The organism is Pantoea sp. EA-12 (genome assembly GCF_030053355.1).
Classification (GTDB): Bacteria; Pseudomonadota; Gammaproteobacteria; order Enterobacterales; family Enterobacteriaceae; genus Pantoea; species Pantoea vagans_C.
In genome coordinates this window covers 245,736-269,612 of record NZ_JASGBY010000004.1, presented here as the reverse complement: position 1 = coordinate 269,612, position 23,877 = coordinate 245,736, and the positions used below count along the sequence as shown (strand labels likewise).

Here is a 23,877-nt window from a genome sequence, read left to right as displayed (position 1 = left end):
CATGGCAAAAGAACAGACAGACCGTACCACGCTCGATCTTTTTGCGGACGAGCGGCGTCCTGGTCGACCAAAAACCAGTCTGCTGACGCGTGACGAACAGTTACGTATCAACAAACGTAACCAGCTCAAGCGCGATAAAGTGCGAGGGCTGCGTCGTGTTGAGCTAAAGATGTCCAGCGAAGCTGTTGACGCACTTAACACCTTGGCCGATCAGCAAAACATCAGTCGCAGCGAATTGATTGAACAAATGCTGCTGGCGCAACTCAAACTGTCTTAACGCGCACAGACCGCACACAGGAACACAAAGTTAAGACTTTACACGTTCCGCGCTTTTCACTGGTCTGCTATCATTCGCTTAAATGTGCAGTCAACTGACTTACTTTCACAATCAGGATTTAAGAGGTTATCTAACCCATGGCAATCGTAGGCATTTTCTTCGGCAGCGATACCGGCAACACTGAAAACATTGCAAAAATGATCCAGAAACAACTGGGTAAAGATGTCGCCGAAGTGCATGACATTGCTAAGAGCACCAAAGAAGATCTCGCAGCATTCGACATCCTGCTGCTGGGCATTCCGACCTGGTATTACGGCGAAGCCCAGTGTGACTGGGACGACTTCTTCCCGACACTGGAAGAAATTGATTTCAATGGCAAACTGGTTGCGCTCTTTGGTTGTGGTGACCAGGAAGATTATGCCGAGTACTTCTGCGACGCAATGGGCACCATTCGTGACATCATTGAGCCAAACGGTGCTGTTATTGTTGGGCACTGGCCAACTGAAGGCTATCACTTCGAAGCTTCTAAGGGCCTGGCAGACGACAAACACTTCCTGGGCCTGGCGATTGACGAAGACCGTCAGCCTGAACTGACCAACGAACGTGTTGATGCATGGGTGAAGCAGATTTTTGATGAGCTGCAGCTGAAAGAGATCATCGAAGCCTGATCCCCTTCCCTACCCGATGTGAGCGGTGTCTCACATCGGAACAAAGGAATCTCCTATGAAAATAATAGCGACGGTTTTTTAACTTTTCCCCGCAAATCTGTAGAATACCCGCAATGGTCATCCGCTTATTCCTCGCTCTTTAGAATGAGGCTGAGTGAAATGGAAACCCAAACCACTACGTTTCTCAATGGCGTAAGCGATGTTTATCCTTACAGCTTTTGTTGATTTTACGCGACGCCTTGGTTTTCATTTCACTGCTTGGGTTCTATAATGAGACGCAAATGAGAATATGCGTGACCTAAACATTCAAGGCCTTTGAGCCGTAAGTGACTCGCAAAGTAACAGGACAATATCCGCATGACTGACAACAACTCCGCATTGAAAAAGGCTGGCCTGAAAGTCACTCTTCCAAGACTGAAAATTCTGGAAGTGCTTCAGGGACCAGGACCAGAGTCCCACCATGTCAGTGCGGAAGATTTGTACAAGCGCCTGATTGATATGGGCGAAGAGATTGGTCTGGCAACGGTATATCGCGTTCTTAACCAGTTTGATGACGCAGGTATCGTCACCCGTCATAACTTCGAAGGCGGTAAATCCGTATTCGAACTGACCCAGCAACATCACCACGATCATTTGATCTGCCTGGATTGCGGCAAAGTGATTGAATTTAGCGACGAATCAATTGAAACGCGTCAGCGTGAAATTGCGACTCGCCATGGCATCAAACTCAGCAACCACAGCCTGTACCTTTATGGTCACTGTGCGCTGGGAGACTGCCGCGAAGACGACACGCTCCACGACAAGTAATGACGTGTGCTATGCAATATAAAAAAACCGGTGCCTGGCACCGGTTTTTTTATGCCTGCAATCAGGCAACAAAGGTTTCGTGCAGATAGCGCCAGCGCGGGATGGTGGTGCTACAGTCCAATACAGCCAGCGAAATACGGGTTTGATTGGTGCCATTCATCATCTGTAATTCACGATATTGAATGGTGATCTCATCACTCTGCTGAGAAATGATGGCATGTTCGCTGGTGGCGATTCGCATCCCCTCACGCTGCCCATGCAGCTGACGAAACAGCGTTTCAGTCGCGTTCAGATCCAGTTCTTTGCCGAGTGGTGTGACCATTTTGAATTCTGGATGGAAGTGCGACAGAAGCAGTTCCATGCTGTCATCGCTGCCCTCTGCTTGATTGAAGATACGTTCAATCAGCTGATGCAAAACCACCACACTGTGTTTAGCTTCCAACGCGAGACTTGTCATTTTTTTTCCTTTGATAACCCGCAGAGCCCTGTCTGAGAGCGGATAGCCTACCTGAAAAAAAGTTTTTGACACTCGCTAATGGTTTAATTTTACTAAAGTCAGAATTGTCGCAATAACAGCCAACAAGCAAATTTCACGGCCCGCAGCATAAATGGTTGTGGGTTGCGTATTACAGGCAATAAAAAAGGGCGATTGCTCGCCCTTAGATGATCATATTGTTCTATCGGTAAACAGGATTACTCGCCGATTTTGGCAAAAGTATCACGTAGCCCGACAGTGCGGTTGAACACCAGTTTACCCGGCTGCGAATAGACGCTATCCGCACAGAAATAGCCTTCACGCTCAAACTGATACGGTGCAGTTACCGAAGCCGTACGCAAACCAGACTCAACAAAGCCTTGTTTGATTTCCAGTGAGTTCGGGTTGATGGTGGTCAGGAAGTCCTCTGCCGCTGCCGGATTTGGCACGCTGAACAGACGATCATAAAGACGGAACTCAGCAGGCAGCGCGTGAATCGCTGACACCCAATGAATCACCCCTTTCACCTTGCGACCATCTGCAGGGTCTTTGCTCAGGGTGTCGACATCGCAGGTTGCATAGATGCAGGTGATATTACCCTCTTCATCTTTTGCCACACGCTCAGCGCGGATCACATAAGCATTACGCAGACGCACTTCTTTACCGAGCACCAGACGCTTGTACTGCTTGTTGGCTTCTTCGCGGAAGTCAGCACGATCGATCCATACTTCGCGGCTGAACGGCACTTCGCGGGTCCCCATCTCCGGCTTATTCGGATGATTAGGCATGGTCAGCGTTTCTTCATGACCTGCTGGCAGATTCTCGATCACCACTTTCAGTGGATCAAGAACCGCCATGGCACGCGGTGCGTTCTCATTGAGATCGTCACGGATGCAAGATTCCAGCGAGGCCATCTCAACGATGTTGTCCTGCTTGGTCACACCGATACGACGACAGAACTCGCGAATGGACGCGGCGCTGTAGCCACGGCGACGCAGACCTGAAACGGTCAGCATGCGTGGGTCATCCCAGCCTTCAACCACTTTCTCGGTCACCAGCTGCGTCAGCTTACGCTTCGACATCACCGCATATTCCAGATTCAAACGCGAGAATTCGTACTGGCGCGGATGCTGAGGAATAGTGATGTTGTCCAGTACCCAGTCGTACAAACGACGGTTATCCTGGAACTCCAGGGTGCAGAGCGAGTGCGTAATGCCTTCGATGGCATCAGAGATGCAGTGAGTAAAGTCGTACATCGGGTAGATGCACCACTTATCACCGGTCTGGTGGTGGTCGGCAAACTTAATGCGATACAACACCGGATCACGCATCACGATAAAGCTGGAAGCCATGTCGATTTTAGCGCGCAGGCAAGCTTTACCCTCTTCGAAGCCGCCATCACGCATTTTCTGGAACAGCGCTAAGTTCTCTTCTACGCTGCGATCGCGATACGGGCTGTTTTTACCCGGTGCGGTCAGCGTGCCGCGGTATTCACGGATCTCATCCGCTGACAGTTCGTCAACGTAAGCCAGACCTTTATTTATCAGCTCAACCGCGTAGTTAAACAATTGGTCAAAGTAGTCTGAGGAGTAACGAATGTCTCCGCTCCAGTCAAAGCCCAGCCATTGCACATCACGCTTGATGGATTCAACGAACTCCAGGTCCTCTTTAACCGGGTTAGTGTCGTCAAAACGCAGGTTGCACTGTCCTTGATAATCTTGTGCGATACCAAAGTTCAGGCAGATAGATTTCGCATGGCCAATATGCAGGTAACCATTGGGCTCAGGCGGGAAACGGGTATGCACACTGCTGTGCTTACCGCTCGCCAAATCTTCGTCGATAATCTGACGAATAAAGTTCGTTGGGCGGGCTTCAGCCTCACTCATCTCAAAATCCTCAAAACAATAGCGGGTGATTTGTACCACGAAGTAACGGAGTATGATCCACAAAGCGCAGGAGGGAAACAACCGTTTGTTGGTCGTTTTAAAACAAAAAAGGCAGGAATTGCTTCCTGCCTTCTGGCTAAATCACAAGGACTTAGTTTTTCACTTCATACAATGGCGTCACACCCGCGACAACAGAACCGCTTGCCAGCAGATTCAGACCGGCGAAATCATCGCTGTTGCTGACGACTACCGGGCTGATCATTGAACGCGCATTGGCGTTGAGGAAGTCCAGATCCATTTCCAGAATCGGCTGACCCGCCGTCACCGTTGCGCCCTCTTCCACCAAACGTGTGAAGCCTTTGCCTTCCAGCGCGACGGTATCCAGACCCATGTGCACCACGATCTCAACACCGTTCGCCGCTTCCAGGCAGAAGGCGTGGTTAGTATTGAAGATTTTCACTACGGTACCCGCAATCGGTGCCACGACAGTTTTATCGGTTGGCTTGATGGCCAGGCCGTCACCCACGGCTTTGCTGGCGAAGGCTTCATCTGGCACCGCGTCCAGCGCAACGATTTCACCACTGACCGGCGCAACCAGCGTGGCAATCACGGCTTTCTCGCTATTAAGCACCGCCTGAGGTTTAGCTGCAACCGGAGCTGCTGCTGCAGCAGGCGCCGCAGTGGCCGCTACCGGGCCTTTACTCAGCACGGTTTTCATTGCGGTGGCAATGCTTTCTGCCTGCGTACCGACAATCACCTGCACACTCTGTTTGTTCAGACGAATCACACCGGACGCGCCCAGGCGTTTCGCCACGCCTTCATTGACCTGTGCTGAGTCTTTCACGTTCAGACGCAGACGGGTGATGCAGGCGTCGATGTTGGTCAGGTTTTCAGAACCACCAACGGCAGCAATGTAACGACGCGCCAGTGATTCGGTTTGGCTCTCGCCGCTACCGCTGTGATCAACGTTCACATCGTAGCCATCGGTTTCATCGCCCGCAGAGAGTTCACGGCCTGGCGTCATCAGATTGAATTTCTGGATAGTGAAGCGGAACACCACATAGTAGATGGCGAAGAACACCAGACCTTGTGGGATCAGCATCCACCAGTTAACCGCCAGCGGATTTCGGGTAGAGAGCACCATATCCACCAGCCCGGCACTGAAGCCGAAGCCGGCGATCCAATGCATACTTGCCGCGATGAATACTGAAATACCAGTCAACACCGCATGGATGACGTACAGCACCGGTGCCACGAACATGAAGGAGAATTCCAGCGGTTCAGTGATACCCGTAAAGAAGGCTGCAAAAGCCGCCGCCAGCATGATACCACCCACTTTGGCGCGGTTTTCTGGACGCGCACAGTGGTAGATCGCCAGCGCAGCGCCCGGCAGACCAAACATCATAATCGGGAAGAAGCCCGCCTGGTAACGACCTGTAATCCCTGGGATACCGGTGCCATTGGCAATAGACTGCGCACCGCCGAGGAACTTAGGAATGTCGTTAATACCGGCCACGTCAAACCAGAACACCGAGTTCAGGGCATGATGCAGACCCACCGGAATCAGCAAGCGGTTGAAGAAGGCATATACGCCCGCACCGACAGAACCCAGTTTCTGGATGTGTTCACCGAAGTTCACCAGTCCACCAAAGATGATCGGCCAGACATACATCAGAATGAAGGCAACGACGATCATCAGGAAGGAGACCAGAATCGGCACTAAGCGGCGTCCGCTAAAGAACGACAGCGCTTTTGGCAGCTCAACGTGGCTAAAGCGGTTGTACACTTCAGCGGAGAGAATACCGACCAGGATACCCACGAACTGGTTATTGATTTTACCGAAGGCAGCGGGAACCTGCTCCACCGGCATTTTCTGAATCATTGCCACCGCGGCAGGTGAACAGAGCGTGGTCACCACCAAGAAGCCGACAAAGCCGGTTAACGCGGCTGCACCATCTTTATCTTTGGACATACCGTAAGCCACACCAATGGCAAACAGCACAGACATGTTTTCGATAATGGCGGAACCGGATTTGATCAACAGTGCCGCCAGCGCATTGCCTGCACCCCAGCTGTCTGGATCGATCCAATACCCCACACCCATCAAGATTGCCGCTGCCGGCAGCGTCGCTACCGGCACCATAAGCGCGCGGCCGACCTTTTGCAGATATCCTAAAATACTCACCTTATTCTCCCCCTATGAGACTGGCGTTTGCCGTGGCGTGGGTTGATTTTATTATCCCGCCGCCCGGTACCTTGATGACATCATTCACCACGAGGCGCAGTGTAAAGATAAATTAATTCGCCTCGCAAATTAAAACCACAGTAACTGTGACTTTAATCACCATAATGGACGTTTACTACTGCGAAATGCTAGCCACCACCACAAACTTATTTTATGATGCAAAATATCAGGTCGCACTTTTCCCTGCTGGTTACGCTTAAACGGATTACGCTTAAGGGCAGCAACCTAAACCAGAATCGGCGACAACATTTTCCTAATCTTAATTGAGGTGAAGACATGAGACTGATCCCTTTGGCCACACCTACCCAGGTGGGTAAATGGGCTGCACGCCACATTGTTAACCGCATTAACGCGTTTAAGCCTAGCGCAGAACGTCCCTTCGTGCTGGGTCTGCCAACCGGCGGTACACCGCTGGAAGCTTACAAGCACCTGATCGAGATGCACAAAGCGGGCCAGGTTAGCTTTAAACATGTTGTGACTTTCAATATGGATGAATACGTTGGCCTGCCAAAAGAGCATCCAGAAAGCTACCACAGCTTCATGTTCCGTAACTTTTTTGATCACGTTGATATTCAACCAGAAAATATCAATCTTCTGAATGGCAATGCACCGGATATTGACGCAGAATGTCGCCAGTACGAAGAGAAGATCCGCGCTTACGGTAAAATTAATCTGTTTATGGGCGGCGTAGGTAACGATGGACACATCGCGTTTAACGAACCGGCCTCTTCACTCTCCTCCCGCACCCGCATCAAAACCCTGACGCATGAGACCCGCCTGGCGAACTCGCGCTTCTTCAATGGGGATGTGGATCAGGTGCCTAAATATGCGCTGACCGTTGGCGTGGGCACGCTGTTAGATGCAGAAGAAGTGATGATTTTGGTCACCGGTCATGTGAAAGCGCAAGCGCTGCAGGCCGCAGTGGAAGGTAACGTGAATCATATGTGGACCATCAGCTGCCTGCAATTACATGCGAAATCTGTGGTGGTGTGTGATGAGCCAGCCACCATGGAACTGAAAGTGAAAACCGTGAAATATTTCCGCGAAATGGAAGCGGAAAATATGAAGGGTGTGTGAAAACACGTTGTCATAACCTGCAGCGCAGGCTGCAGGCTTAGCCGGGAGAGAAAAACGATGTACGCATTAGTAAACGGCCGGATTTTTACTGGCCACGAAATTCTGGACAATCATGCCGTGGTGATTGCCAATGGCCTGATTGAACGCGTGTGCCCACGTGATGCGCTTGATGCGAACATCGCGCTGCAGGATGTGGCTGGTGCATACATCGCTCCCGGATTTATTGATTTGCAACTCAACGGCTGTGGTGGTGTGCAGTTCAACGATGACATCGATGCCCTGAGCGTGGAAACGCTGGAAATCATGCAGCGCGCCAACGAAAAATCGGGCTGCACCAGTTATCTGCCAACACTGATCACCAGCACCAACGAATTAATGAAGCGCGCCGTTGAAACCATGCGCGCCTATTTAGCCAAGCATCAAAATCAAGCACTGGGTCTGCATCTGGAAGGGCCGTGGCTGAACAAAGCTAAGAAAGGGACGCATAACCCAGAGTTGATTCGTCTGCCTGATGCGGAAATGGTCGACTTCCTGTGTGCTAACGCGGATGTGGTCACCAAAGTGACGCTGGCGCCAGAGAATGCGGGCGACACTGTGATCCGTCAACTACGCGATGCGGGCATTATTGTGTCAGCGGGCCACTCCAACGCCACCTATGAAGAAGCCAAAGCCGGCTTTAGCGCGGGCGTGAGTTTTGCCACCCATCTTTATAATGCGATGCCGACCTTCGCAGGCCGTGAACCCGGTCTGATCGGTGCGCTGTTTGATTCACCTGATGTATACTGCGGCATCATTGCAGATGGTTTACATGTCCATTACGCTAACGTGCGCAATGCAAAACGCATCAAAGGCGACAAACTGGTGTTAGTGACGGATGCCACAGCACCGGCAGGCGCATCGATTGATAAATTCATTTTTGCAGGCAAAACAATATACTATCGCGACGGCCTTTGCGTTGACGAAAACGGTACCCTGAGCGGCTCGGCATTGACCATGATTGAGGCAGTGCAGAACAGTGTGGAGCATTGCGGTATCGCTCTGGATGAAGCGTTGCGGATGGCAACCCTGTATCCAGCACAGGCAATGGGCGTGGCAAAACAGTTAGGCTCAGTGACAGCAGGAAAAGTCGCTAACCTGACCGTCTTTACCCGCGATTATCAAATCACTAAGACGTTAGTCAATGGAGACGACGTCCTCAGCGAGTAAGTACTGAATGACCACTGGCGGCCAGACTCAAATAGGAAATGTCGATCTTGTCAAACAACTTAACAGTGCAGCCGTTTACCGGCTGATTGATCAACAGGGGCCGATTTCGCGCATACAGATTGCCGATCTCAGCCAGCTTGCGCCCGCCAGCGTCACCAAAATTACGCGTCAGCTTATCGAACGCGGCCTCATCAAAGAGGTGGAGCAACAAGCCTCCACCGGTGGGCGCCGCGCCATCTCTATCGTTACTGAAACCCGCCATTTTCATACTATCGGCGTCCGCTTGGGCCGCAATGATGCGACCCTGACGCTGTTTGATCTGAGCGGAAAATCGCTGGCGCAGGAAGATTACCCTTTACCGGAACGCACGCAGGAAACGCTGGAGAATGCGCTCTTCAATGCCATCACCGCGTTTATGGCTGCGCATCAACGTAAGATTCACGAACTGATTGCGATTGCAGTGATCTTGCCCGGTTTGGTCGATCCGATTAACGGCATCATTCGTTATATGCCGCACATCACCGTTAGCCACTGGCCGCTGGTGTCCAGCCTGAAAAAACGCTTTAACGTCACCAGTTTTGTCGGTCACGACATTCGCAGTCTGGCACTGGCAGAGCACTACTTCGGTGCAAGTCGTGACTGTGCAGACTCTATTTTGGTGCGTTTACATCGCGGTACCGGCGCGGGCATTATCGCCAATGGGCATATCTTTCTTGGCAGCAATGGTAATGTCGGCGAGATCGGTCATATTCAGGTCGATCCGCTGGGCGAGCGCTGCCACTGCGGTAATTTTGGCTGTCTGGAAACCATCGCGGCGAATGGCGCGATTGAGAACCGCGTGCGTCATCTGCTCAATCAGGGCTACCCCAGCACGCTGACGCTGGATAATTGCCTGATGCCACAAATTTGCCGCGCCGCGAATCAAGGCGATGCGCTGGCGTGTGAAGTGATCGAATATGTCGGACGCTACCTCGGCAAAGCGATCGCCATCGCCATTAACCTGTTCAACCCGCAGAAAGTGGTGCTGGCCGGTGAAATCACCGAAGCGGATAAGGTGCTGTTCCCCGCCATTGAAGGCTGCATTAACACCCAGGCGTTGAATGCCTTCCGCAAGAACCTGCCGGTGGTGCGTTCCGAGTTGGACCATCGTTCGGCAATTGGTGCGTTTGCCCTGGCGAAGCGCGCAATGCTGAACGGCATTCTGCTGCAGCATCTGCTGGAAGAATAATCGAAGCCTGCCGCCCGGCGGGCCTGACCGGAAGCCATTATGACCATCAAAAGCGTAATCTGTGACATCGACGGCGTGTTGATGCACGACAATACCGCCGTGAAAGGCGCGAACGAGTTTTTGCAGCGCATCCTGGAAAAAGAGATGCCGCTGGTGGTGCTGACTAACTATCCGTCGCAAACCGCGCAGGACCTGGCGAATCGTTTTGCCAATGCGGGCGTTGAAGTGCCGGATTCGGTGTTCTATACCTCTGCCATGGCCACCGCCGATTTCCTGCGTCGTCAGGAGGGTAAAAAAGCCTATGTAATTGGCGAGGGTGCCCTCATTCATGAGCTGTATAAAGCGGGCTTTACCATCACTGACGTCAATCCCGATTTCGTCATCGTCGGTGAAACGCGCTCCTTTAATTGGGAGATGATGCACAAGGCTGCCTTCTTCGTCGCCAACGGTGCGCGCTTTATTGCCACCAACCCGGATACCCATGCGCGCGGATACGTGCCCGCCTGCGGTGCCTTGTGCGCCGGTATCGAAACCATTTCTGGTCGCAAGCCGTTTTATGTGGGTAAACCGAGCCCGTACATCATGCGTGCGGCGCTGAATAAAATGCATGCGCATTCTGAAGAGACGGTGATTGTGGGGGATAACCTGCGCACCGATATCCTCGCTGGCTTCCAGGCGGGCCTGGAAACCATTCTGGTGCTTTCTGGCGTCTCAACCTTGAGCGACATTGATGCGATGCCGTTCCGTCCAGACTGGATTTACCCTTCAGTGGCAGACATCGACCTGTTCTGATTATCTATTATCACTTTTGCTTATCGCCCTGCTGGCACCTTGTGTCTGCAGGGCGTTTGTTTTTATGTCGCTTTGTCGTGAACGACACCCAGGATAGTTGCACACTAAATCATCCAAAAAGCCATTTCATTAGATGCCATCTAAAGAAGTGGCGATTAAATTAGATAAAATTCAATTTTTATCGCCTGACAACATTCTTTTTATCAAAAGAACGCAATTTTGCTTGCACTAACACCACCAGATAGCGCATTTTCTTATACATCACGCAGCCACTGCTGCCGGACAAACGAAGAAATAACATCCCCGTAAGGTGAGATCAGGAGTCAGTTATGTGTTCGATTTTTGGTGTGTTGGATCTGAAAACCGATCCTGTTGAATTGCGCAAGAAAGCGCTGGAGTGTTCCCGTCTGATGCGTCACCGTGGCCCAGATTGGTCCGGCGTCTACGCAGATGACAAAGCCATTCTGGTGCATGAGCGCCTGTCAATTGTTGACGTCAACAACGGCGCACAGCCGCTGTATAACGCTGACCACACCCACGTACTGGCCGTGAACGGTGAAATCTATAACCATCAGGCACTGCGTGCGGAGCTGAGCGACCGCTACGCCTTCCAGACCGGTTCTGACTGCGAAGTGATCCTGGCGCTGTATCAGGAAAAAGGTCTCGACTTCCTTGACGACCTGCAAGGCATGTTCGCCTTCATTCTGTGGGACAGCGTGAAGCAGCAGTACCTGATTGGCCGTGACCATATCGGGATTATCCCGCTGTATATGGGCAACGATGAGCACGGTAACCTGTTTGTTGCTTCCGAAATGAAAGCGCTGGTGCCAGTTTGCCGCACCATCAAAGAATTCCCACCGGGAAGCTTCATGTCCAGCAGCGATGGTGAGATCCGTCGTTACTGGCAGCGTGACTGGATGGATTTCTCTGCTGTGGCTGAGAACACCACCGATGCCGCTGGCCTGAAACATGCGCTGGAAGAGTCCGTGAAAAGCCACCTGATGTCAGATGTGCCTTACGGCGTGCTGCTGTCTGGCGGTCTCGACTCTTCTATTATCTCTGCCGTGACCAAGCGCTTTGCTGCAAAACGCGTAGAAGATGAAGATAAAAGCGATGCATGGTGGCCGCAGTTGCACTCCTTTGCTGTCGGCCTGGAAGGTTCTCCTGACCTGAAAGCGGCGAAGTCCGTGGCTGATCATCTGGGTACCGTGCACCACGAAATTCATTTCACCGTACAGGAAGGTCTGGATGCCATCCGTGATGTGATTTATCACATCGAAACTTACGATGTCACCACCATCCGCGCCTCGACGCCTATGTATCTGATGTCGCGCAAAATTAAAGCGATGGGCATCAAAATGGTGTTGTCAGGTGAAGGTGCAGATGAAGTGTTTGGTGGCTACCTGTACTTCCATAAGGCGCCGAACGCCAAAGAGTTCCACGAAGAAAACGTGCGTAAACTGCTGGCTCTGCACATGTTTGACTGCGCGCGTGCTAACAAAGCGATGTCGGCGTGGGGCGTTGAAGCGCGTGTGCCTTTCCTGGACAAAAAATTCCTTGATGTGGCGATGCGCATCAACCCAGAAGATAAACTGTGCGGCAAAAACGGTAAGATGGAAAAACACATCCTGCGTGAGTGCTTCTCCTCATATCTGCCAGAAAGCGTGGCATGGCGTCAGAAAGAGCAGTTCTCCGATGGCGTAGGCTACAGCTGGATCGATTCGCTGAAAGAAGTGGCGGCGAAACAGATCACTGACCAGCAGCTGTCGACCGCGCATTTCCGTTTCCCGTACAACACGCCGAACTCGAAAGAAGCGTATTTGTACCGTGAAATCTTTGAAGAGCTGTTCCCGGTCGCCAGCGCGGCAGAGTGTGTTCCCGGTGGTCCATCGGTTGCTTGTTCTTCCGCTAAAGCGATTGAGTGGGATGAAGCATTTAAGAACATGGATGACCCTTCAGGTCGTGCCGTGGGTGTGCATCAGTCCGCTTATAAATAAGCTTTTTAATTAAGATCATAAGGGGCCTTGACTGGCCCCTTTTTGCTTTGATCGTCGATGTTGCGACGGAAAGTTGCCGAATAATTCACCACCCTGGTTACAAGCCAGACAAACAGGCGTTTTAAGGCAAAAAACGGCAAAAAACTTGTTGACGCTACAAAGCTCAATACGCATAATGCGCCCCGCAACGCCGATGAAGGTTAGCGAAAAAAGATGGCTACGTAGCTCAGCTGGTTAGAGCACATCACTCATAATGATGGGGTCACAGGTTCAAATCCCGTCGTAGCCACCAAATTCTTGGGGTGTCGCCAAGCGGTAAGGCTCTGGTTTCTGATACCAGCATTCCGGGGTTCGAATCCCTGCACCCCAGCCAAATTGAATAATAAAGCCCGCTTTTGCGGGCTTTATTGTTTTCTGCGTTTAGAAAAAATAGAGCGCCCTGCGACGCTCTCCTGCTTACAAACCCAACGCGTATTTCAGCACTTTGCGTTTCAGCGCTCCGGCATTCTCTGCGGCGATCAATCCCAGATTGCGCGCAAAGCGTAACGGTGAAAGTGTATTGCTGAACGCAAAATAGAACAGATCCATCCCGCCTTGCATCAGCACGTTATCTTTATAGCGTTGACGATGATAACGCTGTAACACCGCATCCGATGACCACAACTGCGCCTGACTGCGTGCCTCGACGAGTGTATTGATCAGCGCATCCACATCCCGGTATCCCAGGTTCACACCCTGACCGGCAAGCGGGTTAATGGTGTGGGCGGCATCGCCCACCAGCGCCAGACCGGGCATGACATAGCGTGTCGCATGGCGTCGCACTAAGGGAAACGAGGCCGCTTTTTTCACATGAAGGCGGCCCACACGCGCCGGGAAATGAGCGTGAATCTCTTTCTCTAGCTGTGCCAGAGGCAGGTTTTGCAGTTGACGAATACGCGCTGGGGCGTCATACCACACCAGTGACGCATGGCGATCAAACAACGGCAGGAAGGCACGCGGACCTTCAGGTGTGAACTGTTGCCAGGTGGAATCACCCACCTCCTGCTCACATTCAACGCTGATCAGCATGCAAGACTGCGCATATTGCCAGCCGCGCACACCAATCCCGGCCAGTTGACGTACTCGTGAGTTGGCACCATCTGCACCCACCACCAGACGCGTCTCCAGCACCGTGCCGTTATCCAACTGCACCTGCCAGCCCGCACGATGCTGCTGTAGCCCCTGTAAGCTCGCCGGGCAAACCAGCGTCACACCCTCTTCCTGCATTTTTTCCCACAGCGCGCGCTGTATCACGCTGTTTTCAACCATGTAACCTAATTCAGGCAGACCTAACGAAGCCGCATCAAATGTCACGTGCGCACTTTGCCACTCCCAGGTTTCCAGCTTGCGGTAAGGTGCGCAGCGCATCGCTTCAACGCGCTGCCAGACATTCAGTTGGCGTAGCAGCGCCACTGATGAAGCGCCGATGGCAGAAATACGCACATCGGGTGGGCTGGTGGCATCAAACTCCGCCGGTTCCGCACGCTCAATCACCGCTACGCGGAATTGCTGCTGTGCCAATCCACAGGCCAGCGCGGCACCGACCATGCCGCCGCCCACCACCACCACATCAAATTGTGAATCCTGCATTGACTCTCATCCTTCTGCTTACCGTAAAGCCTCACAGCATCACGTTGATTGGTAAAGTGTACCGGAAATTGGCGCCACAATCTCAGCCCCTGCTGCGCTGGTCACAACAGCGGCAAAGCATTACAATACGCGCCCTGCACTTCGCTCTGATCAATGGCTAGTTCGATGACCAAAAAACTGCATATCAAAACCTGGGGCTGTCAGATGAATGAGTATGATTCATCCAAGATGGCTGACCTGCTGAACAGCACGCACGGTTATACCCTGACCGAGGACGCCGAAGAGGCGGACGTTCTGCTGCTCAATACCTGCTCCATCCGCGAGAAGGCACAGGAGAAGGTTTTCGCCCTGTTAGGACGCTGGAAAAAACTGAAGGCGAATAATCCTGACGTGATCATCGGCGTGGGCGGTTGTGTGGCGTCACAGGAAGGCGAACGCCTGCGTGAGCGTGCAAACTGCGTGGATATTGTTTTTGGTCCGCAGACATTACATCGCCTGCCAGAGATGCTGAATCAGGTGCGTGGCACCAAGAGCCCGGTGATTGATATCAGTTTCCCTGAGATTGAAAAATTTGACCGCTTGCCGGAACCGCGTGCTGAAGGGCCTACCGCCTTTGTCTCTATTATGGAAGGCTGCAATAAATACTGTACCTTCTGCGTGGTGCCTTACACCCGTGGAGAGGAAGTCAGCCGTCCGTGTGACGATATTTTGCTGGAAATTGCCCAGCTCGCCGCTCAAGGCGTGCGTGAGGTCAATTTGCTGGGGCAGAACGTCAATGCCTACCGTGGTGCCACCTTTGATGACCAAATCTGCACCTTTGCCGAACTGTTGCGTCTGGTCGCCGCGATCGATGGTATCGACCGTATTCGCTTCACCACCAGCCACCCGATTGAGTTCACTGACGACATTATTGATGTCTACCGCGACACGCCAGAGTTGGTGAGCTTCCTGCATCTGCCGGTACAGAGCGGTGCGGATCGCATTCTGACGCTGATGAAACGCGGACACACGGCGCTGGAATATAAATCCATCATCCGTAAGCTGCTCAAGGCACGTCCTGATATCCAGATGAGTTCGGACTTTATCATCGGTTTCCCGGGTGAAACGCAGCAAGATTTCGAGCAAACCATGAAGCTGGTTGGTGATGTGAATTTCGATGTCAGCTACAGCTTTATCTACTCTGCGCGTCCGGGTACACCGGCTGCCGATCTGCCGGACGATGTCACCGAAGAAGAGAAAAAACAGCGCCTGTTCATCCTGCAAGAGCGCCTTAATCAGCAGGCGATGGCGTGGAGCCGTCGTATGCTTGGTACCACGCAGCGTGTATTGGTTGAAGGCATCTCACGTAAAAATGTCATGGAGTTGAGCGGTCGTACCGATAATAACCGCGTGGTCAATTTTGAAGCGCCGGTCGAGATGATCGGTAAGTTTGTTGACGTTGAAATTGTGGATATCCACGCCACCTCACTGCGCGGTAAGCTGGTGCGTACCGAGGATGAGATGGGCCTGCGCGTCAACCAAAGCCCAGCGATGGTGATTGCCCGTACACGCCGTGAAAATGACATTGGTGTTGGTATCTACCAGCCTTGAAACCACGAACTTTGAGCGGCAGCGCACAACCCGCTGTCGCCTGCTTCAGTTTGCTCCCCTTGCATTCCGCAAGCGGCGCCCAAATATTCCTTCTGCAACTTGCAGCTGGGCGTAACCCCATAAATAATTCCGTAGAGATGCGCGGCATCAATCAGCGCATCCGATACACCTTTTTCAACTGGCCCTGAGTGACCCAAAGGATTCATTTGAATATCGAAACTCGTGAAATCGCCCTTGAACCGGCAGATAACCGCCGACTGATGAGCCTGTGCGGTCCGTTTGATGACAATGTGAAGCAGCTGGAGAAACGTCTCGGTGTCGAAATCAACCGCCGGGATAATCACTTCAAACTGGTGGGACGCGCGTTAAGCGTGGACGCGGCGGTCAATATTCTGCGTGATCTTTACGTGGATACCGCACCGGTGCGTGGCCAAATTCCCGATATTGAGCCGGACCAGATTCATCTGGCGATCAAAGAGAGCCGCGTGCTGGAGCAAACCGCCGAGAGCGTGCCGGAGTTTGGTAAAGCCATCCACATCAAAACCAAACGCGGCGTGATAAAACCGCGTACGCCGAACCAGGCTCAGTATGTGGCGAACATCCTCGACCATGACATTACTTTTGGTGTCGGCCCAGCGGGTACTGGTAAAACTTATCTCGCCGTTGCGGCGGCCGTCGATGCGCTGGAGCGCCAGGAAATTCGTCGCATTTTGCTGACGCGCCCTGCCGTTGAAGCAGGTGAGAAGCTTGGCTTCCTGCCGGGCGATCTCAGCCAGAAGGTCGATCCCTACTTACGTCCGCTGTACGATGCCCTGTTCGAAATGCTCGGCTTTGAACGCGTTGAAAAACTGATGGAGCGCAACGTGATTGAAGTGGCACCGTTGGCCTACATGCGCGGTCGTACGCTCAATGATGCGTTTGTGATTCTGGATGAAAGCCAGAACACCACTATCGAACAGATGAAGATGTTCCTGACACGTATCGGCTTTAACTCTAAAGCGGTGATTACCGGCGACGTCACGCAGATTGACTTACCGCGCAGCACGAAATCAGGCCTGCGCCACGCCATTGAAGTGTTGGCGGAAGTCGAAGAAATCAGCTTTAACTTTTTCCACAGTGAAGACGTCGTGCGTCATCCGGTTGTCGCACGCATCGTTAATGCTTATGAAGCATGGGAAGAAGCCGATCAGAAACGTCGAGATAAACTGGCTGAAGAGCGCAAGCGTGAAGCGCTGGCGGCTCAGCTAGCGACCCACCCCAGCCCGCAGGAGCCTTCATGAGCGCGGTGATTTTAGATTTACAGTTGGCCTGTGCCGATGAAAACGGCCTGCCAGCCGAAGCCGCCTTTCAACGTTGGCTGGAAGCGGCGGTCACGCCTTTCCAGCCGGAAAGCGAAGTAACGATTCGCCTGGTTGACGAAGCAGAGAGCAATGAGCTTAATCTGACTTATCGTTGCAAAGATAAGCCGACTAACGTGCTCTCATTCCCTTTTGAAGCCCCACCGGGAATTGAGTTGCCGCTGCTGGGCGACCTGATTATTTGTCGTCAGGTGGTTGAGCAAGAAGCGGAAGAACAGGGCAAAACCCTTGAAGCCCATTGGGCGCATATGGTGGTACACGGCACGCTGCATTTGCTGGGTTACGACCATATAGAAGACGATGAAGCCGAAGAAATGGAGGCACTGGAGACCGAGATAATGCTTGCTCTTGGTTATCCTGATCCGTACATTTCGGAGAAAGAAGACGCCTGAAACTCTGTTTCAGGTTATTGCGCTGCTGGCGAAGACGCCGGCAGTTCCTTTCCCTCATTAGAGAGAACGAAATAAAAACGCCATGAGCGACGACCATTCTCAAAACAGCGACGCACCCAGTAGTAAAAAGGGATTTTTCTCCCTGCTAATCAACCAACTGTTTCACGGTGAGCCTAAAAACCGTGATGAACTGCTGGGGCTGATCCGCGATTCTGAGCAAAAAGAGCTGATCGACCAGGACACCCGCGACATGCTTGAAGGGGTGTTGGATATCGCCGAACAGCGCGTGCGTGACATCATGATCCCGCGCTCACAGATGATTACCCTCAAACGCAACCAAAGCCTGGAAGAGTGCCTGGCGGTCATTATTGACTCTGCCCACTCGCGCTTCCCGGTGATCAGCGAAGATAAAGACCACGTCGAAGGCATTCTGATGGCTAAAGACCTGCTGCCGTTTATGAGTAGCGCGTCTGAACCCTTCAGCATTGAAAAAGTGCTGCGTCCTGCTGTTGTAGTGCCAGAAAGTAAGCGTGTTGACCGCATGCTGAAAGAGTTCCGCTCCCAGCGTTATCATATGGCGATCGTCATTGATGAGTTTGGCGGCGTTTCTGGACTGGTTACCATTGAAGACATCCTCGAACTGATCGTTGGCGAGATTGAAGATGAATATGACGATGAAGAAGATCGTGATATCCGTCAGCTTAACCGCCACACCTACACGGTGCGTGCGCTGGCGCCGATTGAAGAATTCAATGAAATATTTGGTACCAGCTTCAGCGATGACGAAGTAGATACCATTGGCGGTCTGGTGATGCAGGGATTCGGCCACCTTCCCGCGCGCGGTGAGAGCATCGACATTGATGGTTACCAATTCAAAGTCGTGATGGCTGACAGCCGCCGTATCATCCAGGTGCATGTGAAAATTCCGGAAGACTCTCCGCAACCGCAACTGGAAGACGAATAATTTTATGGCTTTAGCCTCTTTATACTCGCAGCAGCGGGTACGCCTGCTGCTGGCGTTAATTACGGGTGCCGTTGGCACCCTTTCCTTTTCCCCCTACGATTTCTGGCCCGCCGCGCTCATCTCCCTGGCGGGTTTACAACTGCTGTTGCTGGAGCGTCGCAGCCCGCAGGCCGCGGCGATAGGTTTCGTCTGGGGCTTTGGCCTGTTTGGCAGTGGCATTAACTGGGTTTACGTCAGCATCGCCACCTTTGGTGGTATGCCCGGTCCGGTGAACGTCTTCCTGGTGATTCTGCTGGCCGCCTACCTGGCGATCTACCCGATGCTGTTTGCTGCAGTGCTCAATCGCTTGTGGCCACGCGCCACATTGTGGCGTCTGGCACTGGCGGCTCCGGCCCTCTGGCAGATCAGCGAATTCCTGCGCGGCTGGATCCTGACCGGTTTCCCGTGGCTGCAATTCGGCTACAGCCAGATTGATGGCCCGCTAAAAGGCCTTGCACCGCTGGCTGGTGTCGAAACCATTACTTTCCTGCTGATGGTGATCGCCGGCCTGTTGGTGCATGCATTCCATCATCGCACCGTAAAAAGCCTGATCGCCGCAGCCGTGCTGTTGCTGCTGCCCTGGCCGCTACGGATGCTGCAATGGTATCAGCCACTGCCGGAACGCAGCGTGGATGTCGCCATGGTGCAAGGCAACATTCCGCAGTCCATGAAGTGGGACCCACAACAGCTGCTCAATACGCTGCGCGTTTACACCTCCTACAGCCAGCCCTACATGGGCAAAGCGCCGATCATTATCTGGCCAGAGTCTGCGATTACCGATCTGGAGAGCAATCAGCAGCCGTTCCTGAAGGCGCTGGATGCTGAGCTGCGCGCGCGCGGAAGTTCGCTGATTACCGGTATTGTTGACTCACGGGTTGAAGGCGATAACCGCTATCACGATTACAACTCGGTGATTGTGTTAGGGGGAGAACAGCCTTACAGCTATCAGAGCCACAACCGTTACCAGAAAAACCATCTGGTCCCGTTCGGTGAGTTTGTTCCGCTGGAAGAGTTGCTGCGTCCGCTGGCACCATTCTTTGATCTGCCCATGTCATCATTCAGTCGTGGAGCTTATATACAGCCGCAATTGAAAGTGTCGGGTTACAACCTGACCAGCGCCATCTGCTATGAGATTGTGCTGGGTGAGCAAGTGCGTGCTAATTTCCGCCCGGACACCAACTTCCTGCTTACGGTGTCCAATGATGCCTGGTTTGGTCACTCAATCGGCCCGTGGCAGCACTTCCAGATGGCGCGCATGCGTGCACTGGAGTTGGGCCGTCCGCTGCTGCGCTCCACCAACAATGGCGTGACCGCCGTGGTGAATGCCAACGGTGAAATCGAGAAAGAGATTCCGCAGTTCACCCGTGACGTGCTGGAAGCCAAAGTGACACCAACCACCGGTGAAACGCCTTATGCGAAAGCCGGTATCTGGCCGGTGTGGATTCTGACGCTGATCGGCATGGTGTTGGCGATCATACGCCGTCGTCATTGATACCTGGCTCACAATATCTCCAGGCGAAGTGATCACTTCGCCTTTTTTTTGCGCTGTTTTCCGCTCCCATCCGCTACGCTTTACCAGATTCTCTGCTGGCTTTTTTTCTTTTTTCATCGTGCTGGCACGATCATTGCTATTTATTTCAGTGATTTTCCAGACATCAGCGTTTTGTCAGCGTATTGCCATCTTTTCGCACTACTATCTGGCACTGACACGCACCGTAAAGGCGCACAGGTGTTTTATTGCCTCTTAATGGTGCGGAGCGGCTCGCAAAAAACAAACTTTTTTGTTTCATTGCGTTAACAATTCGCTATGTTAATCACTATCCTGCGTGCAGTTGCGCTAAGGGATAACTAAAAAAGCAGCACGAAATACACACAACATCACAATCTGCGCAGTTTATGTTCTGCGCGACATCCATTCAAAGGAGTAGGAACATGCAGACACGCAAAGTGGCATTATCTCTTCTGCTGTTGGGAGCAGCAGCGGGAGCGGCCCAGGCGGAAGATCTCACCGGCACCCTGAAAAAAATTAATGATAGCGGCGTGATCGTCGTTGGGCATCGTGAGTCATCAGTTCCCTTTTCTTACTACGACAACCAGCAAAAAGTGGTTGGCTATTCACAAGACTACTCAAACGCCATCGTTGCTGCGATCAAGGCCAAGCTGAACAAGCCTGATCTGCAAGTTAAAATGCTGCCGATCACTTCACAAAACCGTATCCCACTGCTGCAGAACGGGACTTACGATTTTGAGTGTGGTTCTACCACCAACAACCTTGAGCGTCAGCAGCAAGCCGCATTCTCTGACACCGTGTTCATCATCGGTACACGTCTGCTGGTGAAAAAAGGTGGCGACATCAAAGATTTCGCTGACCTGAAAGGGAAAACCGTTGTGGTGACCTCAGGTACCACCTCTGAAGTTCTGCTGCACAAGCTGAACGATGAGAAGAAAATGGACATGCGCATCATCAGCGCGAAAGACCATGGCGATTCTTTCCGTACGCTGGAAACCGGTCGCGCCGTGGCCTTTATGATGGATGATGCACTGCTGGCAGGTGAACGTGCAAAAGCCAAAAAACCTGACAACTGGGAAATCACCGGTACGCCTCAGTCGAAAGAAGCCTACGGCTGTATGCTGCGTAAAGAGGATCCACAGTTCAAACAGCTGATGGATGACACCATCGCAAAAGCGCAGACCTCGGGTGAAGCGGCGAAATGGTTCGATACCTGGTTCAAACAGCCAATTCCACCGAAAAACCTGAACATGAACTTTGAACTGTCATCTGATATGCAGGCACTGTTCAAAGCGCCAAACGACAAAGCACTCTAATTAACAATGAAAACAAGGGCAGTTCCGCTGCCCTCTCGATTGCTGAACACGCGGTGCGGACAGACAGACTGCAACAGGTCGTTCCCCTGAAGCAGGACGTAAGACACCGCTCAACAATCTTATGGGTAGCCTGGCTACCCTTTTTTTACCGGAGCTCGTTATGGGTATCGATTGGAACTGGGGCATATTTTTACAACAGGCCCCGTTCGGCAATACGACTTACCTCGGCTGGCTGTGGTCCGGATTTCAGGTAACCGTTGCGGTTTCCTGCTGTGCCTGGATTATCGCCTTCCTGGTAGGTTCCTTCTTTGGCATTCTGCGTACCGTGCCCAATCGTCTACTGTCGACGATCGGCACCTGCTACGTGGAACTGTTTCGTAATATCCCGCTGATCGTCCAGTTCTTCTTCTGGTATCTGGTCGCGCCTGAACTGGTCGGTGAGAAGCTGGGGATGTGGTTTAAAGCGGAGCTGGATCCGAACGTTCAGTTCTTTGTTTCTTCAACCATCTGTCTGGGGCTCTTCACTGCAGCCCGTGTTTGTGAGCAAGTCCGTGCCGCCATTCAGTCACTGCCGCGTGGCCAGAAAAACGCCGGTCTGGCGATGGGCCTGACGCTGCCACAAACCTATCGTTACGTGCTGTTACCCAATGCGTATCGCGTGATTGTGCCGCCGATGACGTCTGAAATGTTGAACCTGGTGAAGAACTCGGCGATTGCTTCAACTATTGGTCTGGTCGATATGGCAGCGCAAGCGGGTAAACTGCTCGACTACTCCGCCCATGCTTACGAATCCTTCACCGCTATCACCCTGGCTTACGTCGGCATCAACCTGGTGATCATGCTGATCATGAGTCTGGTAGAACGCAAAATTCGCCTGCCTGGCAATCTGGGAGGCAAATAAATGTACGATTTTGACTGGAGTTCCATTCCCCCAAGCCTGCCCTATTTATGGAATGGCTTGATCATTACCTTCAAAATTACCGCGGTGGCGGTGGTGTTCGGCATTATCTGGGGCACCATTCTGGCGGTGATGCGCTTGTCACCGTTTGCCCCGATCCGCTGGTTTGCCAAGCTGTACGTCAACCTGTTCCGCTCGGTGCCTTTGGTGATGGTGCTGCTGTGGTTCTATTTGGTGGTACCGGCTTTGCTGCAACAAGTGCTGGGGCTATCACCAAAAACCGATATCCGTCTGATTTCCGCCATGGTGGCATTTGCGCTGTTTGAAGCGGCCTATTATTCGGAAATTATTCGTGCGGGTATCCAGAGCATTTCACGTGGGCAGTCAAATGCGGCGCTGGCGCTGGGTATGACGCACTGGCAATCGATGCAGCTGATTATCCTGCCACAAGCCTTCCGTGCCATGGTGCCGCTGCTGCTGACGCAAGGCATTGTGCTGTTCCAGGATACCTCGCTGGTGTATGTCTTAAGCCTGGCTGACTTCTTCCGTACCGCCTCCACCATTGGTGAGCGTGACGGTACCCAGGTTGAAATGGTTCTGTTTGCCGGTCTGGTCTACTTTGTGATCAGCCTGAGCGCTTCGCTGTTGGTTAGCTATCTGAAAAGAAAAAGGACGGTTTAAATGATTAGCCTGAAAAACGTTTCTAAGTGGTATGGTCACTTTCAGGTGCTGACCGACTGCTCCACCGAAGTGAAAAAAGGTGAAGTGGTGGTGGTCTGCGGACCGTCCGGTTCGGGGAAATCAACGCTGATTAAAACCGTTAATGGTCTGGAACCTGTGCAGCAAGGCAGCATTCAGGTCAACGGTACCGAAGTGAACAACAAGAAGACCAACCTCGCACAGTTGCGCAGCAAAGTGGGTATGGTGTTCCAGCACTTCGAACTGTTCCCTCATCTCAGCATTGTCGATAACCTGGTGCTGGCGCAGGTGAAGGTCCTGAAGCGTGATAAAGCTGCAGCTCGTGAAAAAGGTCTGAAGCTGTTGACGCGCGTCGGTCTGGCGGCACATGCGGATAAATTCCCTGGACAGCTTTCGGGTGGACAGCAGCAGCGTGTGGCGATTGCCCGTGCACTGTGCATGGACCCGATTGCGATGCTTTTCGATGAACCGACTTCAGCGCTTGATCCCGAAATGATCAACGAAGTGCTGGACGTGATGGTGGAGTTGGCCAACGAAGGCATGACCATGATGGTAGTGACGCATGAGATGGGCTTCGCGCGTAAAGTGGCGAATCGCGTGATCTTTATGGATGAAGGGAAGATTGTCGAAGACACCAACAAAGATGACTTCTTCAACAACCCGCAATCTGAGCGTGCGAAAGACTTCCTGGCGAAGATTCTGCACTAATCCGTTAGCGTAATAAATCGCGCCGCTACAGGTTCTTTACACCGCTAGCGGCGCGACTTTATGCAGGTTCGCATGAATGCGCACTCTACGCAAAACGCGCCAATGCATTGTAGGGG

At 52.5% G+C, this 23,877-nt stretch carries 21 protein-coding genes and 2 tRNA genes; 19 read left to right on the top strand and 4 right to left on the bottom strand.

Annotation, left to right across the window (positions count from 1 at the left end; translation table 11 throughout):
- Position 1: 1 nt before the first annotated feature.
- The 3 genes from ybfE (at position 2) to fur (ending at position 1,752) form a co-directional block, all read left to right on the top strand.
- Positions 2 to 277, top strand: coding sequence for a LexA regulated protein (ybfE, locus tag QMZ30_RS08400; RefSeq protein WP_039330471.1), 276 nt, complete (start codon positions 2 to 4; stop codon positions 275 to 277).
- Between the two features lie 137 nt (positions 278 to 414).
- Complete coding sequence (fldA, locus tag QMZ30_RS08395) at positions 415 to 945, top strand: flavodoxin FldA (protein ID WP_034829111.1); 531 nt, start codon at positions 415 to 417, stop codon at positions 943 to 945.
- Between the two features lie 357 nt (positions 946 to 1,302).
- Positions 1,303 to 1,752 (top strand): ferric iron uptake transcriptional regulator, encoded by a 450-nt coding sequence (gene fur / locus QMZ30_RS08390; protein ID WP_007890672.1) that lies wholly within the window; start codon positions 1,303 to 1,305, stop codon positions 1,750 to 1,752.
- A 61-nt stretch (positions 1,753 to 1,813) separates the two neighbouring features.
- Here fur and QMZ30_RS08385 read toward each other — a convergent pair whose 3' ends face one another.
- The 3 genes from QMZ30_RS08385 to nagE form a co-directional block, all read right to left on the bottom strand.
- A complete protein-coding gene (locus QMZ30_RS08385) occupies positions 1,814 to 2,209 on the bottom strand; it encodes a hypothetical protein (protein ID WP_039330475.1) in 396 nt (131 codons plus the stop codon).
- Positions 2,210 to 2,445: 236 nt separating this feature from the next.
- Positions 2,446 to 4,113: a glutamine--tRNA ligase gene (gene glnS, locus QMZ30_RS08380; RefSeq protein ID WP_283227005.1), complete on the bottom strand. Its 1,668-nt coding sequence runs from the start codon at positions 4,111 to 4,113 to the stop codon at positions 2,446 to 2,448.
- Positions 4,114 to 4,264: 151 nt separating this feature from the next.
- Positions 4,265 to 6,292: an N-acetylglucosamine-specific PTS transporter subunit IIBC gene (gene nagE, locus QMZ30_RS08375; RefSeq protein WP_283227107.1), complete on the bottom strand. Its 2,028-nt coding sequence runs from the start codon at positions 6,290 to 6,292 to the stop codon at positions 4,265 to 4,267.
- A 342-nt stretch (positions 6,293 to 6,634) separates the two neighbouring features.
- On the opposite strand from nagE, the gene nagB reads away from it, so the two are divergent.
- The 7 genes from nagB (at position 6,635) to QMZ30_RS08340 (ending at position 13,031) form a co-directional block, all read left to right on the top strand.
- Positions 6,635 to 7,435: a glucosamine-6-phosphate deaminase gene (gene nagB / locus QMZ30_RS08370; protein ID WP_039330479.1), complete on the top strand. Its 801-nt coding sequence runs from the start codon at positions 6,635 to 6,637 to the stop codon at positions 7,433 to 7,435.
- Between the two features lie 57 nt (positions 7,436 to 7,492).
- Positions 7,493 to 8,641 (top strand): N-acetylglucosamine-6-phosphate deacetylase, encoded by a 1,149-nt coding sequence (gene nagA / locus QMZ30_RS08365; protein ID WP_282996856.1) that lies wholly within the window; start codon positions 7,493 to 7,495, stop codon positions 8,639 to 8,641.
- 7 nt (positions 8,642 to 8,648) lie between these two features.
- Complete coding sequence (gene nagC / locus QMZ30_RS08360) at positions 8,649 to 9,869, top strand: DNA-binding transcriptional regulator NagC (RefSeq protein ID WP_039330482.1); 1,221 nt, start codon at positions 8,649 to 8,651, stop codon at positions 9,867 to 9,869.
- A gap of 39 nt (positions 9,870 to 9,908) precedes the next feature.
- Positions 9,909 to 10,661, top strand: coding sequence for an HAD-IIA family hydrolase (locus QMZ30_RS08355; protein ID WP_039330484.1), 753 nt, complete (start codon positions 9,909 to 9,911; stop codon positions 10,659 to 10,661).
- A 329-nt stretch (positions 10,662 to 10,990) separates the two neighbouring features.
- Entirely contained in the window at positions 10,991 to 12,658 is a 1,668-nt protein-coding gene (gene asnB / locus QMZ30_RS08350; protein WP_039330486.1) for an asparagine synthase B, read from the top strand.
- Positions 12,659 to 12,873: 215 nt separating this feature from the next.
- Positions 12,874 to 12,950, top strand: a tRNA-Met gene (locus QMZ30_RS08345).
- Positions 12,951 to 12,956: 6 nt separating this feature from the next.
- Positions 12,957 to 13,031 (top strand) — tRNA-Gln (locus tag QMZ30_RS08340).
- Between the two features lie 83 nt (positions 13,032 to 13,114).
- Here QMZ30_RS08340 and ubiF read toward each other — a convergent pair.
- Positions 13,115 to 14,287: a 3-demethoxyubiquinol 3-hydroxylase gene (ubiF, locus tag QMZ30_RS08335; RefSeq protein WP_283227004.1), complete on the bottom strand. Its 1,173-nt coding sequence runs from the start codon at positions 14,285 to 14,287 to the stop codon at positions 13,115 to 13,117.
- Between the two features lie 165 nt (positions 14,288 to 14,452).
- Between ubiF and miaB the strand changes: the two genes are divergently transcribed.
- The 9 genes from miaB (at position 14,453) to QMZ30_RS08290 (ending at position 23,761) form a co-directional block, all read left to right on the top strand.
- Complete coding sequence (gene miaB / locus QMZ30_RS08330) at positions 14,453 to 15,877, top strand: tRNA (N6-isopentenyl adenosine(37)-C2)-methylthiotransferase MiaB (protein ID WP_283227003.1); 1,425 nt, start codon at positions 14,453 to 14,455, stop codon at positions 15,875 to 15,877.
- A gap of 206 nt (positions 15,878 to 16,083) precedes the next feature.
- Positions 16,084 to 17,157, top strand: coding sequence for a PhoH family protein (locus QMZ30_RS08325; RefSeq protein WP_039330492.1), 1,074 nt, complete (start codon positions 16,084 to 16,086; stop codon positions 17,155 to 17,157).
- Positions 17,154 to 17,627, top strand: coding sequence for an rRNA maturation RNase YbeY (gene ybeY / locus QMZ30_RS08320; RefSeq protein ID WP_283227002.1), 474 nt, complete (start codon positions 17,154 to 17,156; stop codon positions 17,625 to 17,627). The genes QMZ30_RS08325 and ybeY overlap by 4 nt, the downstream gene beginning before the upstream one ends.
- An 82-nt stretch (positions 17,628 to 17,709) precedes the next feature.
- Positions 17,710 to 18,591 (top strand): CNNM family magnesium/cobalt transport protein CorC, encoded by an 882-nt coding sequence (corC, locus tag QMZ30_RS08315; RefSeq protein WP_039330496.1) that lies wholly within the window; start codon positions 17,710 to 17,712, stop codon positions 18,589 to 18,591.
- A gap of 4 nt (positions 18,592 to 18,595) precedes the next feature.
- Entirely contained in the window at positions 18,596 to 20,122 is a 1,527-nt protein-coding gene (lnt, locus tag QMZ30_RS08310) for an apolipoprotein N-acyltransferase (RefSeq protein WP_283227001.1), read from the top strand.
- A 440-nt stretch (positions 20,123 to 20,562) separates the two neighbouring features.
- Entirely contained in the window at positions 20,563 to 21,456 is an 894-nt protein-coding gene (locus QMZ30_RS08305) for a glutamate/aspartate ABC transporter substrate-binding protein (protein ID WP_283227000.1), read from the top strand.
- 160 nt (positions 21,457 to 21,616) lie between these two features.
- On the top strand, positions 21,617 to 22,357 hold the full coding sequence (locus QMZ30_RS08300; protein ID WP_283226999.1) for an amino acid ABC transporter permease: 741 nt from the start codon (positions 21,617 to 21,619) through the stop codon (positions 22,355 to 22,357).
- Positions 22,358 to 23,035, top strand: coding sequence for a glutamate/aspartate ABC transporter permease GltK (gene gltK / locus QMZ30_RS08295; protein ID WP_039330502.1), 678 nt, complete (start codon positions 22,358 to 22,360; stop codon positions 23,033 to 23,035).
- Complete coding sequence (locus tag QMZ30_RS08290; protein ID WP_283226998.1) at positions 23,036 to 23,761, top strand: amino acid ABC transporter ATP-binding protein; 726 nt, start codon at positions 23,036 to 23,038, stop codon at positions 23,759 to 23,761.
- Positions 23,762 to 23,877: the final 116 nt, after the last annotated feature.